This window comes from Pigmentiphaga kullae (genome assembly GCF_004216695.1).
In the GTDB taxonomy this organism is placed as follows: Bacteria; Pseudomonadota; Gammaproteobacteria; order Burkholderiales; family Burkholderiaceae_B; genus Pigmentiphaga; species Pigmentiphaga kullae.
On sequence record NZ_SGXC01000002.1, the window covers coordinates 720,393 to 736,359 of the forward strand.

Genomic DNA, 15,967 nt, shown 5'->3' on the forward strand with positions numbered 1-15,967 from the left:
CCCTCATGGCGCCGGGGGCCCCCGGCGCGGCGGGCTGAACCATGCGCGTCAAGGTCCTGCTCTTCGGTTCCCCCGGCTACGGCAGTTTCAACCAGTGCGGCGTGGCCGGCGTGGAAATCGCCCGGGGCGCCGGGCGCCAGGTCGAGCTGATCTGGATAGAATCCACCGGCCCGGCCATACGCGCGGCGCGGGTGATCGACGTCTGCCATCGCGGCGCCGACCTGGTGATCGCCTACGGCAGCGCCGGCGACTATCCGGTGGCCATGGCCGCCGAGCGCTTTCCCCACATCCATTTCGTCGTGATCCAGGGGTCGCACCTGGCCGAGAACTGCGCGGTCTATGGCGTCAGGCAAGAGCAATCGGCCTTCCTGGCCGGCGTCGCGGCGGCCGCCGAGAGCCGCACCGGCGGCCTGGGGCACCTGTCGGCGGTCAAGACCGACGCGGCGCTGTCGGCCCGGGCGGCCTATGTGGACGGGGCGATGCGGCATTCGCCGGGCATGGGCATGATGACGTCCTTCTGCGGCAGCCAGGACGACGAAGGCCTGGCCTTCGAGACCTGCGAGGCCATGGCCAAGCGCGGCGTGGACGTGGTGTTCGCGGCCATCGATGGGGGCCGGCCGGGTGCGGTGCTGGCCTGCCAGAAATTCCGGCTGCGCCAGATTGGTGCAATCGTCGACTGGACCGAGACCGATCCGAAGCTGTTCGTGGGTTCCGCCATTGCCGACACCGGCCGCTGCATCGCGGCGGCCATCCAGGATCATGCCGGGGGCAATCTGCCTTTCGGCACCCGTGTCGACCATGGCGTGGAGTGCCCCGAATACGTCCGGCTGGCGCTCAGTCCGCTGGCCGCGCCGTCCACGCGGCAGGCCGTGGAGGAGTGGAGCCAGGCCCTGCTGCGGGGCGAGGTCACCCCGAGCCGCGAATACTCGGGGCGGGAATTCGACCTGAGCGGCCTGCTCAGCCGGATATAGCGCGCGGCTTGACCGCCGACGAGACGCGCTTGGCCTTGGCCCGGGCCTCGTCCACGGAAGCCGCCGAGGCCAGCCCGACGCCCATGCGGCGCTTGACGAAGGACTCCGGCTTGCCGAACAGCCGCAGGTCGGTGCCGGGCTCGGCCAGGGCCTGAGCCACGCCGTCGAAGGCTACCGCGCCCGCCTCGATGCCCCCATAGATGACGCTGCTCGCACCGGGCTGGCGCAGCGAGGTGTCCACGGGCAGGCCCAGGAAGGCGCGGGCGTGCAGTTCGAATTCGTTCTGCACCTGCGAGATCATGGTGACCATGCCGGTGTCGTGCGGGCGGGGGCTGACCTCGGAGAACCAGACCTCGTCGCCCGCCACGAACAACTCGACGCCGAAGATGCCGTAGCCGCCCAGCTCGCCGGTGACCTTGGCGGCGATCTCGCGGGACCGGGCCAGGGCGGCGGGGGACATGGGGTGGGGCTGCCAGCTCTCGACGTAGTCGCCGTCCACCTGGACATGGCCGATGGGTTCGCAGAAATCGGTGCGGTCCTGGCCGTCGGCGCCGCGCGAGCGGACGGTCAGCAGGGTGATTTCGTAGTCGAAGCGCACGAAGCCCTCGACGATGACCCGGCCGGCGCCCACGCGGCCGCCTTCCTGCGCGTAGCGCCAGGCGCGTTCCACGTCCTGCGGGCCGTCCAGCTTGGACTGGCCCTTGCCGGAGGACGACATGACCGGCTTGACGATGCACGGGTAGCCGATGTGCTGGTCGATGGCCGCCTGCAATTCTTCACGGGTCGCGGCGAAGCGGTAGGGCGAGGTGGGCAGGCCCAGGGTCTCGGCCGCCAGGCGCCGTATGCCCTCGCGGTTCATCGTCAGCTGGGCGGCGCGGGCGGTGGGCGTGACGCGCGCCACGCCGGCCGCTTCCAGCTCGACCAGCAGGTCGGTGGCGATGGCCTCGATCTCGGGAACGATGATGTCCGGGCGCTCGGCCTCGATCAGCGCCTTGAGCGCGTCCCGGTCGGTCATGGTGACGGTCCGGGCGTGATGCGCGACCTGGTGGCCCGGGGCGTCGGCATAGCGGTCGACCGCGATGACTTCCACGCCCAGCCGCTGGAGGGCGATGATGACCTCCTTGCCGAGCTCGCCTGAGCCCAGGAGCATGACGCGCACGGCTGCGGGGGAGAGCGGGGTGCCCAGGGTGGGGAAACGGGTGGCGGTCATCGCGGGGGTCGTCCAGAAGCGAAAACCGAAATGTAGCGCGAACCGGCCGGTCTTGCTGCGCCCGCCCACGCGGGGCGCGCGCCTACGCCGGGCGCCCGCCGGTGGCGATCTTGCGCAGCAGCTCGAACAGCAGCAGTTGTTCGCCCGCGGTCAGTACCGACAGGGCCCCGGCCTCCATGGCCTGGGAGCGCGCGTGGGCGAGATCCGCCAGTTGCCGGCCTTCGTCGGTCAGTTCCACGTGCTGTTCGCGCCGGTCTTCCTCGCTGCGTATGCGGCGCAGCAGGCCGCGCTCCTGCAGGCGGGTCAGGACCACGACCAGGTTGGGGGCGGGCGTGTCCAGCGCCAGGCAGAGCTTTTTCTGCGTGACCCGCTGGTTGACCGCCAGCAGCGCCAGGATGGAGAACTCGACCGGACGCAGTTTCAGGTCGCCCATGTGCGCGACGAAGGCCTTGCGCAGCGTGGCGTCCGCCAGCGAGGTCATGAAGCCGAGCAGATGGTCCAGGCGGCGCCGGTCCAGGCCGCCGCGCCGGCTTTTCCCGTCGTGCGGCCGTTCCGCGGCGGCCGGGGCTTCAATCGCAGTCATCGAGGTCGGGCAGGGCGCGCCGGGCGCACCGTATGCGATGTTCGACATGGGCTATCCCAGGCAATACGGTATCGAAGAAATGGCAGGCCGTCGCGGCCTTGCCGCGCGGCGCCGCGCCGTCCCCGCGGGACAGCGCCAGCACCTTCAGCCACCAGCGGCCCAGGCAGAGCAGGGCGGCGGCGCGCAGGAAGTCGTCCGCGGCGCGATAGGGGTAGCCGGGATCCTCGGCCGACTCCCGGATCAGGCCGGCCAGCAGGCGGCGATGCGCGGCCAGCGCATCCAGCTGGACGGCCTGCTGCTCCAGGCCCCGGCCGTCGTGGCGGGCCGCGGCTTCCAGGTCGTCCAGCAGGTGGCCGTAGGCGGCGCCGCCGTCGGCGACGATCTTGCGCACCAGCAGGTCCACCGCCTGGATTTCGTTCGTACCTTCGTAGAGGAGCGGGATACGGCTGTCCCGCAGCGCCTGCGCCGCGCCGGTCTCCTCGATATAGCCATGTCCGCCGAACACCTGCAGGGCCTGGTCGGCCACCTCGAATCCCGCCCGCGTGCACCAGGCCTTGACCAGGGGGGTCAGCAGGGCCAGGCGTTCGTGGGCGTCGCGTCGCTGGTCGGGGGTGGGCGCGTACTCGGACTCGTCCAGCAACTGCGCCGTCCAGTAGGCCAGCATGCGCGCCCCCTCGACCGCGCAGCGCTGCGCCGCCAGGTTGGCGTGCACCGCGGGATGGCGCGCGATCGGCACCGGCTCCGTGCCCTCGGCGGCGCCGGGCGCGGGGCGTCCCTGGATGCGTTCGCGGGCATAGCGCAGCGCGTGCTTGTAGGCGGCTTCGCCATGGGCCACCCCTTGCAGCCCGACGCCCAGCCGCGCGGCGTTCATCATCACGAACATGGCCGCGAGGCCCTTGCAGGGCTCGCCCAGCAGCCAGCCGCGCGCGCCCTCGAAGCGCATCGAGCAGGTGGCGCTGCCGCGTATGCCGAGCTTGCTTTCCACGCCGTCGCAGTACACGGCGTTGCGCTCGCCGGTATCGGGCAGGACCTTGGGCACGAGGAACAGCGACAGTCCGCGCGGCCCGGGCGGGCCGCCGGGATGGCGGGCCAGGACCAGATGCACGATGTTGTCGGTCAGGTCGTGTTCGCCGCCCGAGATGAAGATCTTGCCGCCGTCGATGGCGTAGGCGCCGTCGCGTTCGGTGGCGCGGGTGCGTATGCGCCCCAGGTCGGAGCCGGCCTGGGGTTCGGTCAGGCACATGGTGCACAGCCATTCGCCGCTGGCCAGCCTGGGCAGGTAAAGCGCCTTCAATGCAGAGTCGCCATGGGCCGCGAGGCAGGCGTAGGCGCCGTGCAGCAGGCCCGGATACATGGACCACGCGTGGTTGGCCGACACCAGCATTTCCTGGACCGCGGCCTCCAGCAGGTGCGGCAGGCCCTGGCCGCCCCATTCGGGCGCGCAGCCCAGGCTGGGCCAGCCGGCCTCGACATAGGCGCGATAGGCGCCGGCGAAGCCCGCGGGGGTTGCGACCTGTCCGTCGGTCCATGTGCAGCCTTCCCGGTCGCCCACCGCGTTCAGCGGCGCCAGCACGTCGGCGGCGAAGCGTCCGGCCTCGGTCAGCACGTGCCGGGCCGTCTCGATGTCGTGGTCGGCCAACGCGGGCAGGTCCGGCCATTGCGCCGGGGCGCCCAGCACGCGTTCGATCACGAACTGCATGTCTTGCAGGGGCGGCACGTAGCGTCGCACGGGTTCCCCCTTCACATGGCGGGGGCCGGCGCGGCCCCCAGGTAGCTGTCGACCACGCGGCCGTCGCCGGCCAGTTCCCGCGCCGGGCCGTGCAGCGAGATCTCGCCCATCTCCAGCACGTAGCCGTAGTCGGCCACCTCGAGCGCGGCACGGGCGTTCTGCTCGACCAGCAGGATGGTGACGCCGGTGCGGCGCAGGCGCTCGATCACCTCGAACACCTCGGCGACGATACGCGGCGCCAGCCCCAGGCTGGGCTCGTCCAGCATCAGCAGTTCGGGACGGCTCATCAGCGCGCGCCCCACGGCCAGCATCTGGCGTTCGCCGCCCGACAGCGTCCCGGCCAGCTGGCGGCGCCGTTCGTGCAGCCGGCCGAACATGGCGTAGATCTCGTCCAGCGTGTCCATGCACGCGCGGTTGCGCAGCCGCACCTGGCGAAAGGCGCCCAGGACGAGGTTGTCTTCCACCGTCATGCTGGAGAACAGCTCGCGCTTCTCGGGTACCAGCGAGATGCCCAGCATGGCCCGGTCCTCCAGGCGCATGTGGGTGATGTCCCGGTCTTCGTACCGGATGCGGCCGCGCGCGCCCACCGCGCCGATCAGCGTGTTGAGCAGGGTCGACTTGCCCGCGCCGTTGGGGCCGATCACGGTCACGACCGAGCCTCGTTCGGCCCGCAGGGTGATGCCGTGCAAGACCTCGGCCCGTCCGTAGCCCGCGTGCAGGTCGGAGACGTCCAGCAATGCCTGGTTCATGCGCTGTTCCTTCAATGTTCGGTGCCCAGATAGGCCGCGCGCACCGCGGGGCTGGCCCGTACTTCGGCGGGCGTGCCTTCCATCAGCCGGGTGCCGAACTCCATCACGACGATGCGGTCGGCCACGTTCATCATCAGGTCCATGTCGTGCTCGACCAGCAGGATGCCCATGCCTTCGCCGCGCAACTGCCGCAGCACCTTGGCCAGGGCCTGCTTTTCGAAGTGGCGCAGGCCGGCCGCGGGCTCGTCCAGCAGCAGCACGGCGGGATCGCTGCACAGTGCCCGCGCGATCTCCATCAGTCGTTGCAGGCCCATGGCCAGGTTGCCGGCGGGCTCATGCAGATGGTCGCCCAGGCCCACCCGCGCCAGTTGCGCCTCGGCCTCCCGCAGCAGGCTGCGCTCCTGCGGGCGGTCCAGCCGCAGCATGGAGCGCAGGGCGCCCGTGCCGCCGCGCAGGTGCGCGCCCAGCGCGACGTTCTCCAGCACGCTCATGTCGGGAATCATCTTGACGTGCTGGAAGGTGCGGGCCAGGCCGCGGCTGGCGATCGTGCGCGAGGGCAGGCCGTCCACGCGCCGGCCATGCAGCAGGATCTCGCCCGCGCTCAGCGCCAGCACGCCGCTCAGCAGGTGGAAGGTGGTGGATTTGCCGGCGCCGTTGGGGCCGATCAGCCCGACGATGTCGCCGGCGCGCACCGCCAGGTCCACGTCGTTGACCGCGACCAGGCCGCCGAACTGGCGCCGCAGCCCCTTGCCCTCGAGCACGACGGCGCCGCGCTCGGGCTTGGGCCGCACCGGCAGGGGCGCGGCCTCGGCCCAGTCGCGCTTGCGGCGGGCGCGCGGCGCGAGTCCGTCCAGGAAGGACCAGATGCCTTGCCGGGCATACTTGAGCACCAGCACCAGGATGATGCCGAAGGCGATGACCTCGAAGCTGCCGGTGCGGCCCAGCAGCGCGGGAATCAGCACCTGGAGCTGGTCCTCGATCAGCTTGACCGCCGCCGCTCCGGTCAGTGCGCCCCAGACCGATCCCAATCCGCCCAGCACCGCCATGAAAAGATACTGGATGCCCATGTTCAGCCCGAAGGGCGAGGGGTTCACGCTGCGCTGGAAGTGGGCGAACAGCCAGCCCGAGACCGAGGCGAACAGCGCGGCCAGGACGAACACGCCGATCTTGTAGCGCAGCGTGTTCACGCCCATGGCCTCCGCCAGCACGGTGCCGTCGCGCAGCGCGCGGATGGCCCGTCCGCTGCGCGAATCCAGCAGCCAGGCGGCCACCAGCATGGCGGCCAGCGCGAAGGCCCAGATCAGGTAGAACTGCGAGCGGCCGGTGTCGAAGACCAGGCCGCCCAAGGATACGGGGGAGATGCCCATCAGGCCGTCGTACTTGCCCAGCCAGTCGATGCTGCTGAGCAGGTAGAACACCGCCAGGCCCCACGCGATGGTGGCCACCGGCAGGTAGTGGCCCGACATGCGCAGGGTAAGCGGGCCGATCAGCAGCGCCGCGCAGGCGGTGACCGCCAGCCCCGCCAGCAGGCCCAGCCAGGGCGAGACGCCGTAGGTGACCGACAGCACGCCGGTGGCATAGGCGCCCAGCCCGACGAAGGCCGCCTGTCCGAAGGAAGTCAGGCCGGCCATGCCGGTCAGCAGCACGACGCCGACCACGACGATGGCGTACAGGCCGATGTAGTTGAGCTGGGTGATCCAGAATTCGGGCACGGGCAGCAGCGGCAACGCCAGCAGCGCGGCGACGAACAGCGCGAGGACCGCGGTGCGCGCCGGGTAGGCGCCGGACCGGCCGGCGATGCCGGCGCCGGGCGCGCGCAGGGTGTCGGAATGGGGCTTCATCAGTGTTCTTCGTGATGAGGGGTGTAGAGCGAGCGCCACAACAGCACCGGCAGGATCAGCGTGAAGACGATGGCTTCCTTCAGCGAGCTGGCCCAGAACGAACCGAAGGACTCGGCCACGCCCAGCAGCAGCGCGCCCACGGCGGTGGCCGGATAGCTGGCGAGCCCGCCGCCGACGGCGGCGATGAATCCCTTCAGGCCGATCAGGAAGCCCGAGTCGTAGAAGACCGTCGTGGTCGAGCCGATCAACAGTCCGGACAGCGCGCCGATGAAGGCCGCCATCGCGAACGCGAGCTTGCCGGCCGCATCGGCCGAGATCGCCAGCAGACGGGCGCCCAGGCGGTTGACGGCGGTGGCGCGCAGGGCCTTGCCGTACAGCGTGCGGCCGAAGAAGAGCTTGAGCAGGGCCATCAGCAGCACGAAGGCGGCGAAGATCGCGATGACCTGTCCGGACAGGTTGAGCGGCCCCAGCGCATAGCGGGCATCGATGAAGGGAGGGTTGCGGAACCCTTCGGCGCCGAAGAAGAACAGCGCCAGGCCCAGCAGCACGAAATGCACGCCCACCGAGACGATCAGCAGGACCAGCACGCTGGCTTCGGCGATCGACTGGTAGGCGAGGCGATAGGTCAGCGGTCCCAGCGGGGTGACGATCAGCAGCGTCAGCAGGCCCTGGAGCAGGATGGGCAGGTCCCTGGGGGCGGCCCAGACGGAAACGGCGGCGATCGCGGCCGGCAGGGCCAGTTGGCCCAGCGCCAGGCGCAGGACGGCCCGCGCGCGGCCCGACGCGGCGGGCGTGCGCAGCAGGATGCGCAGGTCGAGCAGGAAGGCCGCGGCGCAGGCCACCAACAGCAACCAGACCGTGCCGGGTACCTGGCCGGTCTGGAACAGGGCGAGGGTCAGCGCGCCGAAGGCGACGAATTCCCCCTGGGGGATGAACAGGATGCGCGTAACGGTGAAGATCAGGACAGTGGCGATGCCCAGCAGCGCGTAGATCGCGCCGTTGGTCAGGCCGTCCAGCGTCAAGACGCCGGCTATCGTCAAGTCCATGTGCAAGCTCTTGGTCTGGGGTGGAAAAGGCCGGCGCCCGCACGCCGGCCGGGGTGGCTTATTGTTCGACCTTCCAGTCGCCGTTGACGACCTTCATGATCAGCCCGGTTTCCTTGGTGAAGCCCCAATGGTCCTGCGGCGTGTAGTTGATGATGCCTTGCGAGACCGGCGTCACGCCGCCGTTCTCCAGCGCTTCCTTCAGCGCGGCGCGGAATTCCGGCGTGCCCGGGCGGGCTTTTTTCAGCGCGACGGGCACCGCCTTCTCGAGCAGGATGGCGGCGTCGTACATGTGCGCGGCGAACTGGTTGCGCGAACCGGCGCCATGGATCTTCTCGTAGCGGGCGATGTAGTCCACGCCGAATTTCTTGGACGGATTGCTGTCGGGCAGTTGATCCGCCACCGTGGCGGGGCCGGACACGACGAAGGCGCCTTCGACGTCCTTGCCGCCCACCCGCATCAGGTCGCGCGAGGCGGCCGAGTGGGTCTGGTAGATCTTGCCGCGATAGCCGCGGTCGACCACCGCCTTGTGGGGCATGGCCGCGCCGCTGCCCGAGGCGGCGATCAGGATGGCGTCGGGGTTGGCCGAGGTCAGCTTCAGCGCCTGGGCGGTCACGCTGGTGTCGGTCCGGGCGAAGCGCTCGGCGCCGACCACCGTGATGCCGGCGGCCTTGGCTTCCTTGGTGAAGTCGTTGAGCCAGCTTTCGCCGTAGGTGTCGGAGTAGCCCAGGAAGCCGACCGTCTTGACGCCATGCTTCTTCATGTGGGCAACGACGGGGATGGCCATGACCGCGTTGGACTGGGCCAGCCGGAACGACCATTCGTCCTTGCCCGGGGCGGTCACGATGGGCGAGGCCGCCAGCTGCACCGTTTTGGCCTGGGCGGCGACGTCCGACATCGCCAGCGCGACGGGCGTTGCCGCCGAGCCGACGATCAGGTCGACCTTGTCCTCGGACACGAAGCGGCGCGCGTTCTTGACGCCCACGGTGGGATCGGAGGCATCGTCGAGCACGATGACGCGCAGGGTTTCGCCGCCTATGGACTTGGGCCACAGCGCCAGGCCGTTGTTGCACGGGATGCCCAGGCCCGAGGCGGGGCCGGTCAGCGGCAGGCTGACGCCTATGATGATCTCGGCCCGAGCGGCGGGTTGGAACAGCAATGCGACGACCGCGGGAAGAAGCAGCTTGCGTAGGTTCATGATGTCTCCTCTGGGGTTTTGCATGAGGCGGGAGGCGTGTCTGGGACGCCCTTGCGCCGGTTCGACTACAGGTGCCTGGGCCTCATCGCGGCGGCATGCGCAGCGCGCCGTCCAGGCGGATTACCTCGCCGTTCAGGTAGGCGTTCTCGACGATGTGCGCCACCAGCGCGGCGAACTCGGCGGGCTGGCCCAGCCGTTTGGGGAAAGGGACCGAACCGCCCAGGCCGGTCTGGACCTCCGGCGGCAATTCGTCCAGCAGCGGCGTCCGGAACAGGCCCGGGGCGATGGCCATGACGCGCACGCCGAACTGGGCCAGGTCGCGCGCCGCCGGCAGGGTCAGCGCGGCGATGCCGCCCTTGGAGGCGGCATAGGCGGTCTGCCCCATCTGGCCGTCGTAGGCGGCGATGGAGGTCGTGTTGACGATGACGCCGCGTTCGCCGTCGTCCAGGGGGCCGAGGGCGGTCATTTCGGCCGCGGCCAGGCGCATGACGTTGAACGTGCCGATCAGGTTGATCTGCACGATCCGGCTGAAATCGGCCAGCGGCATCGGCCCCTGTTTTCCCGTTATCCGGTGCGCGCCGCCGACCCCGGCGCAATTGACCAGGACGCGCGCGGGGCCGTGTTGCCCGCGCGCCGCGTCCAGCGCCTGCTGCACGCTGTCGGCATCGGCCACGTCGCAGGGCAGCGCCAGGCCCCCGATGTCGGCGGCCACTGCCTGGGCCTGCGCGGCGTTGCGGTCCAGGACCGCGACCCGGGCGCCGCGCGCGGCCAGCAGTCGCGCGGTCTGCGCCCCCAGCCCGGAGGCGCCGCCGGTGACCAGTGCGGCCATTCCTTCGATCTTCATGATGGGCTCCCGGGGGAGGTATGGGGAAGAATGACGCGCGGATCGGTGCCGGCGTACATCAGTTCGACCGCGTCGGCGCGGTGCTTGAGCACGTTGCGCTGGTTGATGGAGCCCTTGTCGGTGGCCTCCCCCAGATCGATGGACGGCGGCGCGTCGAGAACCAGCGCGCGGGCCACGCGGGTCGCGCTGCCGGTGCCCGAGGCCCAGAGCCGGTCCACCAGTTCCTGGAACATCTCGCGCACCGCGGGCGCGGCCAGCACCTGCGCGGGCGCGGCGTCGGCCGCAAGGCCCGCGAGCTGGCGGCATTCGGCCATGCGAGGGAAGATCAGGACACCGACGTCGTTGCGATTGAGGCCGGCGATGACCACGTCCTGCACATACGGTTCGCCGGCGGCGATGATGCGTGCCCGCAGCGGTCCGGTCGAGACGAAGGTGCCGGTGGACAGCTTGAAATCTTCCGAGATGCGGCCGTCGAAGGCCAGGCCCAGCTCCAGCCGCTCGGGATCGATGGGGCGGGCCGCGTCGCCCGAGCGGAAATAGCCATCCTCGTCGAAGGACTCGGCCGTCTGCTGCGGGGCGCGCCAGTAGCCGGGCGTGACGGTGGGGCCGCGATAGCGGACCTCGAGCTTGCCCTGCACCGGAACGAGCTTGACCTCGAGTCCCGGCGCCGGCAGGCCGATGACGCCGGAAAACACCAGATCCGAATTGGCGCACAGCGCGAACGGCGCGGTCTCGGTCATGCCCAGGCCGGTCAGCATGCGGATGCGCTCGCCGCACAGGCGCTGCGCGGCCAGGTCCAGGCGTTCCCAGACCTGGGGCGAGAGGCCCGCGCCCGAGAAGAAGAAGGCCTTGACCCGGGCCAGGAAAGTGCGGCCCAGGGCTTCGTCGCGTTCGATGGCGGCGACGATTTCCTCGAAGCCCTTGGGCACGTTGAAGTAGATGGTGGGCGAGATCTCGCGCAGGTTGCGCAGCGTCTCGGCCATGCCCTGCGGCGTGGGCTTGCCTTCGTCGATGTACAGCGTGCCGCCGTTGTACAGGGCGATGCCGATATTGTGGTTGCCGCCGAAAGTGTGGTTCCACGGCAGCCAGTCCACCAGCACGGGCGGTTCCTCGGCCAGGAAGCGCAGGCACTGCACCAGCATCTGCTGGTTGGCGCACAGCATGCGCTGCGTGTTGATGACCGCCTTGGGCAACTGGGTCGAGCCCGAGGTGAACAGGAACTTGACGATGGTGTCGGGCGTGACGCGGGCATGCGCGGCATCGACCGCGTCCGTGGCCGGGGTGGCCAGCAGTTCGTCGTAGCGGGTGAGCCGGCGGCCGGGAACCTCGCCGCGCACGGCCACGACTTCGACGTCGGCGGGCACCTTGGCGGCGATGGCGCGCGCATAGGCCGTGGCGTCCGAGACGAACACCAGGCCCGGCGTCAGCACCTTGAGCGTGTGTTCCAGCTTGGCGAAGTCCTGCGACACCAGCGAATAGGCGGCCGAGATGGGGGCGTAGGGCACGCCCGCCAGCATGGCGCCCAGCGCCACCTGCAGGTGTTCGAGATCGTTGTCCGACAGCACGACGATGGGCCGGTCCACCGACAAGCCACGGTCGATCAGCGCCTGCGCGATGGCGCGGGCCTTGTGCAGGGCGTCGCCGTAGCGCATCTCGGTCCAGGCACCGCCGTCCCGCCGCTTGGCGGCGAACAGGCGGTCGGGATACATGGCCGCCCAATGCAGCAGGCAGTCCGTCAGGCGTCCGGGGTAGGGGCGCAGCGGTTCGGTCGAGCGCAGGCGCAGCGTGCCATCGTCCCGGCGCTCGATGTGCGCGGACAGCGAACCTCCCCGCGATGCCTGGCGGTAGGGGATGTGCGCGGTGGTCATGGCTTGCCCACCTTGGCGGCGCGCCCTTGCAGGAAGGCTTCCAGCCTGGCCTTGGCGTCGATGTCGCCCTGCGCGATGGCGGCCATCAGTGATTCGGTGAACAGGCCTTCGCTTTGAGACTGGTCGGCGATGCGGGGCAGGGCCTGCAGCACGGCATAGTTGCTGAGCGGGGCGTTGGCGGCGATGCGCGCGGCCAGTTCCTCGGCCTTGGCCAGCCCGGCGCCCTCGGGAACCAGGTATTGCGACAGGCCCGCGGCAAGGCCTTCGTGCGCATCGTAGACGCGGCCGGTCAGCATCATGTCGCTCATGCGTGCGACGCCGATCAGGCGCGAGATGCGCACCGAGCCGCCCCCGCCGACGAACAGACCGCGCTGGCCTTCGGGCAGCCCGTAGAAGGCGGTGTGTTCGGCGATGCGGATGTGGCAGGCGCTGGCCAGCTCCAGGCCGCCGCCGACCACGGCGCCGTGCAGCACCGCCACGACGGGGACCTTGCCGAACTGGATCTGCTCGAAGGCGGCATGCCAGCCGCGGGAGTGGACGATGCCGTCGGCCACGCTGCGCTGGCGCAACTCCGACAGGTCCAATCCGGAACAGAAGTGCTCGCCTTCGCCCGTGAGGATGACCGCGCGCACATGCTCGGGCATGTTGATGAAGGCAATGTGCAACTGGGCGATCAGGTCATCGTTCAGCGCATTGCGTTTGCCGGGGCGAGCGAGCGCAATGCGCCCGATCGGCCCGCTGGTATCGACGGACAACAAGCTGTCTTCTCCACTGGTATCCACGGCGAGCGCCATGGAGTGTTCTCTGTATTAGTTATTAGTATGAACTAATTTTTCGCATGAAACGCTGGGGCTTACCCTAGGTTCAATACAGGAATTCAGAGAGCAAGAAAGAGAGTTCGAGAAAGCTTGGATCCGGCCCGGTCATGACAATATGATTAAGAAGAATAATCGTCTACCGAGCCGGCCGCCTTGCGGGGTCAGCGCGCGCCACCCGGCCCGGTGTGGGTGATGACCGCGCCCTCGGGCAGGGGCCGCACGACCTGCTCGTACACCGACAGCCAGCCGCGCACCCGTCCGGCGGGGGGCGGCGCGAAGGCCGCGCGGCGGCGGGCCAGTTCCGGGTCGGCCACCTTCAGGTCCACGGTGCGCGCATCGATGTCGATGGCGATGGGATCGCCGTCCTGGACCAGCCCCAGCGGCCCGCCGGCCGCGGCCTCGGGCGAGACCTCGCCCACGACCAGCCCTTTGTTGACCAGGCCGGAAAGCTGTCCGTCGGTGACGACCGCGACATGCTCGCCCAGTCCCGCGCCGTCCAGGACGAACACGAAGCGCGAGGCCATGCCCATGCCCGGCCCGCCGCGCACGCCCAGCCCGCGCATCACGACCACGGTGCCGCGTTCGATCTCGCCGCGCTGCAAGGCCGCGATGGCGTCTTCCTGCGACTCGAACACGCGTGCCGGCCCCTCGAAGCGCATGGCCTTGCCGGTGGCCAGGCCCAGCTTGACGATCCCGCCTTCGGGCGCGAGCGATCCGCGCAGGATGACGATGGAGGGGCGGGCGGACAGCGGCTGGTCGGCGGGGCGCAGGATGGCTTCGTCGCGCACCTGGGCCCGGTCCACGGCTTCGCCCAGGGGCCGGCCCGACACGGTCGGCGCGCCCGGGTGGTAGAGGCCGGCCAGGCGCTTGAACACCGCCAGCGTTCCGCCCGCGCGTTCCAGGTCCTCGATGGAGTGGTCGCCGTTGGGGCGGATGGCGGCGATCAGGGGCGTGCTGTCAGCCAGCCGCTCGAACAATCGGTAGACGTCCACGCCGGCTTGCGCTTCGTTGGCGATGGCCTGCAAGTGTTTGATGGTATTGATGGAGCCGCCCAGCGCGAGGACCACGCGGGCCGCGTTGGCGAAGGCCTCGGGGGTCAGGATGGCGCGCGGGCGCAGGTCGTCCCAGACCATCTGGACGATGCGGGCGCCGGCCTGCTCGACCGTGGCCATCATGCGCGGGCTGTTGGCGGCCACGGGCGCGCTGCCGGGCAGGGCCATGCCCAGCGCCTCGCACACCATGTGCATGGAGTTGGCGGTGCCGATGCCGGCACAGACGCCGGGGCCGCGCACCGCCTGCTCGCTCATCGCCGTCAGCTCCGCCGGATCCATGCGGCCGGCCGCGACGTGCCCCGCCGCCAGGAACACTTCCTCGATGTCGACGTGCTGCTGCCTGTGGTGGCCGCTGCGCTGATAGCCGCACACCACGACCAACGTGGGCAGGTCCAGACGGGCGGCCGCCATGAGCTGGCCGGGCGTGGTCTTGTCGCACGAGGCCAGGCAGATCATGCCGTCCAGCAGGGCGCCTTCCACCGCCACTTCGATGTCGTTGGCGATCAGGTCGCGGCTGGGAAGGATGTAGCCGCCGCGGGCGCCGGCGCTGGTGATGAAGTCGCTGGGCGCGGCGGTGCGCACCTCGAAGGGCAGGCCGCCGGCCTCGCGTATGGACTGCTTGACCGCGGCCGCGACGCCGTCCAGGTGGCTGAAACAGCTCGACAGTTCCGACGAGGTATTGACCACGGCGATCTTGGGTTTTTCCATGTCGGCGTCGGTCAGGCCCAGCGCGCGCCATTGCGCCCGCCTGACCGCCCAGCGCGAGGTGCCGGGTTCGAAGTTGCTGCGCAGCGGACGGCGAGGCGCAGCCTTGCCTGTTTCGGACGAGGACATGAGGTCTCCATAAAAATTGAAACGTTATTTCAATTTATCATTCGGCAAGTCTTCCGAGCAACGGCGATCCGTGGTTAAAATTAAAATGAAACACAATTTCGAAAAATATTGACGCGTTCGGCGCGGCTGCCGGAGAATCTGCCGCGGATCCGCCCCGGACCGAATTCGACACGGCATGGATGCCGGAACAGGAGACGACATGAGCATGTACCCGCGAAGCCCCGCCGGTCCCGGCACGTGGTCCGGCCGCCGGCAACTGCTGCGTGGCCTGGCGGCGGGCGTGCCCGCCCTTGCCTTGCCCAGCCTGGCAACGGCCAGCCAGGGATTTCCCAACCGGCCCATCACCATCATCGTGCCGGCCAGCGCCGGCGGGTTGCTGGATGTCTACCAGCGGTTCGTGGACAAGCTCGCCGCGCCGTTCCTGAACAACCAGCCGATCATCATCGAGAATCGTCCCGGCGCGAACCTGCTGCTGGGCGCCGATGCCATGGCCCGGCAGGAGCGCGGCGACGGCTACCTCCTGACCCAGGCCCTGCAGATCCAGGTCCGCATGCCGCATCTGCAGAAGGTGCGCTACGACGCGCTGCGCGACCTGACCTGGATCCTTTGCCTGGTGACGAGTCCATTCGGCATCGCGGTACGCGCCGATTCCCCGCTGCGCAGCTTCGAAGACCTGATCGCCGCCGCCCGCGCCCGCCCCGGCCAGGTCAGCTATGGCACGGTGGGTTTCGCCAATGGCGGCCATCTCCTGATGGAGGAGGTCGCGCGCCTAAAGGGCGTGAAATTCAACGTCATTCCGATGAAGGGCAGCGCCGACGTCATCCAGGCGGCGCTGGGCGGACACGTGGACGCGATGTCCGATTCGGCCAGTTGGTCACCCCAGGTGCAGGCCGGCAAGATGCGGCTGCTCGTGACCTTCAGCGAGTCGCGGCTGGAGAAGTTTCCCGACGTGCCCACGGCAACGGAGCTGGGCCTGCCCATCGTCTACACCTCGCCGATCGGCCTGGTCGGTCCGAAGAACATGGATCCGGCGGTCGTGCGCGTGCTGCACGACGCCTACAAGCGGGCCATCGACCAGCCCGCGCACCAGGAAATCCTCGAGAAGTTCGACCTTATCCCCGGCTACCGGGACACGGCCGGCTTCACCGAGGAAATGCGCGCTTCCTACGAGCGCGAGAAGGCCATGGTCGCGCGCCTGGGCCTGAAAAACTGAAGAGCATTGCCGCA

At 69.8% G+C, this 15,967-nt stretch carries 13 protein-coding genes; 2 read left to right on the plus strand and 11 right to left on the minus strand.

All coding sequences use genetic code 11. The features are described 5' to 3' along the window. Positions 1-41 precede the first annotated feature (41 nt). Entirely contained in the window at positions 42-971 is a 930-nt protein-coding gene (locus tag EV675_RS17740; RefSeq protein ID WP_130358536.1) for a BMP family lipoprotein, read from the plus strand. Here EV675_RS17740 and purT read toward each other — a convergent pair. From purT to ilvD, 11 genes are all read right to left on the minus strand, one after another. Then, positions 958-2,181 (minus strand): formate-dependent phosphoribosylglycinamide formyltransferase, encoded by a 1,224-nt coding sequence (gene purT / locus EV675_RS17745; RefSeq protein WP_130358537.1) that lies wholly within the window; start codon positions 2,179-2,181, stop codon positions 958-960. The two genes, EV675_RS17740 and purT, sit on opposite strands and share 14 nt — an antisense overlap. A gap of 82 nt (positions 2,182-2,263) precedes the next feature. Continuing rightward, a complete protein-coding gene (locus EV675_RS17750) occupies positions 2,264-2,812 on the minus strand; it encodes a MarR family winged helix-turn-helix transcriptional regulator (protein ID WP_130358538.1) in 549 nt (182 codons plus the stop codon). After that, positions 2,751-4,463, minus strand: a complete 1,713-nt coding sequence (locus EV675_RS17755; RefSeq protein ID WP_130360180.1) for an acyl-CoA dehydrogenase family protein — start codon at positions 4,461-4,463, stop codon at positions 2,751-2,753. The genes EV675_RS17750 and EV675_RS17755 overlap by 62 nt, the downstream gene beginning before the upstream one ends. A gap of 41 nt (positions 4,464-4,504) precedes the next feature. After that, positions 4,505-5,242 carry an ABC transporter ATP-binding protein gene (locus EV675_RS17760; RefSeq protein WP_130358539.1) on the minus strand — a complete coding sequence of 246 codons (738 nt, stop codon included), beginning with the start codon at positions 5,240-5,242 and terminating at the stop codon, positions 4,505-4,507. Positions 5,243-5,253: 11 nt separating this feature from the next. Next, a complete protein-coding gene (locus tag EV675_RS17765) occupies positions 5,254-7,083 on the minus strand; it encodes a branched-chain amino acid ABC transporter ATP-binding protein/permease (RefSeq protein WP_130358540.1) in 1,830 nt (609 codons plus the stop codon). Then, the gene (locus EV675_RS17770) at positions 7,083-8,129 is read right to left on the minus strand and encodes a branched-chain amino acid ABC transporter permease (protein ID WP_130358541.1); all 1,047 of its coding nucleotides are present in this window, start codon (positions 8,127-8,129) and stop codon (positions 7,083-7,085) included. The genes EV675_RS17765 and EV675_RS17770 overlap by 1 nt, the downstream gene beginning before the upstream one ends. Positions 8,130-8,187: 58 nt before the next feature. Next, positions 8,188-9,324, minus strand: coding sequence for an ABC transporter substrate-binding protein (locus EV675_RS17775; protein WP_130358542.1), 1,137 nt, complete (start codon positions 9,322-9,324; stop codon positions 8,188-8,190). Positions 9,325-9,406: 82 nt separating this feature from the next. After that, a complete protein-coding gene (locus tag EV675_RS17780) occupies positions 9,407-10,168 on the minus strand; it encodes an SDR family NAD(P)-dependent oxidoreductase (protein ID WP_130358543.1) in 762 nt (253 codons plus the stop codon). Further along, on the minus strand, positions 10,165-12,036 hold the full coding sequence (locus tag EV675_RS17785; RefSeq protein ID WP_130358544.1) for a feruloyl-CoA synthase: 1,872 nt from the start codon (positions 12,034-12,036) through the stop codon (positions 10,165-10,167). The genes EV675_RS17780 and EV675_RS17785 overlap by 4 nt, the downstream gene beginning before the upstream one ends. Further along, positions 12,033-12,830 (minus strand): crotonase/enoyl-CoA hydratase family protein, encoded by a 798-nt coding sequence (locus EV675_RS17790; protein ID WP_130358545.1) that lies wholly within the window; start codon positions 12,828-12,830, stop codon positions 12,033-12,035. The genes EV675_RS17785 and EV675_RS17790 overlap by 4 nt, the downstream gene beginning before the upstream one ends. 185 nt (positions 12,831-13,015) lie before the next feature. Then, on the minus strand, positions 13,016-14,740 hold the full coding sequence (ilvD, locus tag EV675_RS17795) for a dihydroxy-acid dehydratase (protein WP_130358546.1): 1,725 nt from the start codon (positions 14,738-14,740) through the stop codon (positions 13,016-13,018). A 199-nt stretch (positions 14,741-14,939) separates the two neighbouring features. On the opposite strand from ilvD, the gene EV675_RS17800 reads away from it, so the two are divergent. Beyond that, on the plus strand, positions 14,940-15,953 hold the full coding sequence (locus EV675_RS17800; protein WP_165404643.1) for a Bug family tripartite tricarboxylate transporter substrate binding protein: 1,014 nt from the start codon (positions 14,940-14,942) through the stop codon (positions 15,951-15,953). Positions 15,954-15,967 lie beyond the last annotated feature (14 nt).

Excerpts from the sequence above, each read along its gene's own strand:
- EV675_RS17765 (WP_130358540.1), bottom strand. The coding sequence starts at position 7,083 with ATGAAGCCCCATTCCGACACCCTGCGCGCGCCCGGCGCCGGCATCGCC.
- EV675_RS17785 (WP_130358544.1), bottom strand. The coding sequence starts at position 12,036 with ATGACCACCGCGCACATCCCCTACCGCCAGGCATCGCGGGGAGGTTCG.
- ilvD (WP_130358546.1), bottom strand. The coding sequence starts at position 14,740 with ATGTCCTCGTCCGAAACAGGCAAGGCTGCGCCTCGCCGTCCGCTGCGC.
- purT (WP_130358537.1), bottom strand. The coding sequence starts at position 2,181 with ATGACCGCCACCCGTTTCCCCACCCTGGGCACCCCGCTCTCCCCCGCA.
- EV675_RS17740 (WP_130358536.1), top strand. The coding sequence starts at position 42 with ATGCGCGTCAAGGTCCTGCTCTTCGGTTCCCCCGGCTACGGCAGTTTC.
- EV675_RS17750 (WP_130358538.1), bottom strand. The coding sequence starts at position 2,812 with ATGTCGAACATCGCATACGGTGCGCCCGGCGCGCCCTGCCCGACCTCG.
- EV675_RS17775 (WP_130358542.1), bottom strand. The coding sequence starts at position 9,324 with ATGAACCTACGCAAGCTGCTTCTTCCCGCGGTCGTCGCATTGCTGTTC.
- EV675_RS17755 (WP_130360180.1), bottom strand. The coding sequence starts at position 4,463 with ATGCAGTTCGTGATCGAACGCGTGCTGGGCGCCCCGGCGCAATGGCCG.
- EV675_RS17800 (WP_165404643.1), top strand. The coding sequence starts at position 14,940 with ATGAGCATGTACCCGCGAAGCCCCGCCGGTCCCGGCACGTGGTCCGGC.
- EV675_RS17760 (WP_130358539.1), bottom strand. The coding sequence starts at position 5,242 with ATGAACCAGGCATTGCTGGACGTCTCCGACCTGCACGCGGGCTACGGA.
- EV675_RS17770 (WP_130358541.1), bottom strand. The coding sequence starts at position 8,129 with ATGGACTTGACGATAGCCGGCGTCTTGACGCTGGACGGCCTGACCAAC.
- EV675_RS17790 (WP_130358545.1), bottom strand. The coding sequence starts at position 12,830 with ATGGCGCTCGCCGTGGATACCAGTGGAGAAGACAGCTTGTTGTCCGTC.
- EV675_RS17780 (WP_130358543.1), bottom strand. The coding sequence starts at position 10,168 with ATGAAGATCGAAGGAATGGCCGCACTGGTCACCGGCGGCGCCTCCGGG.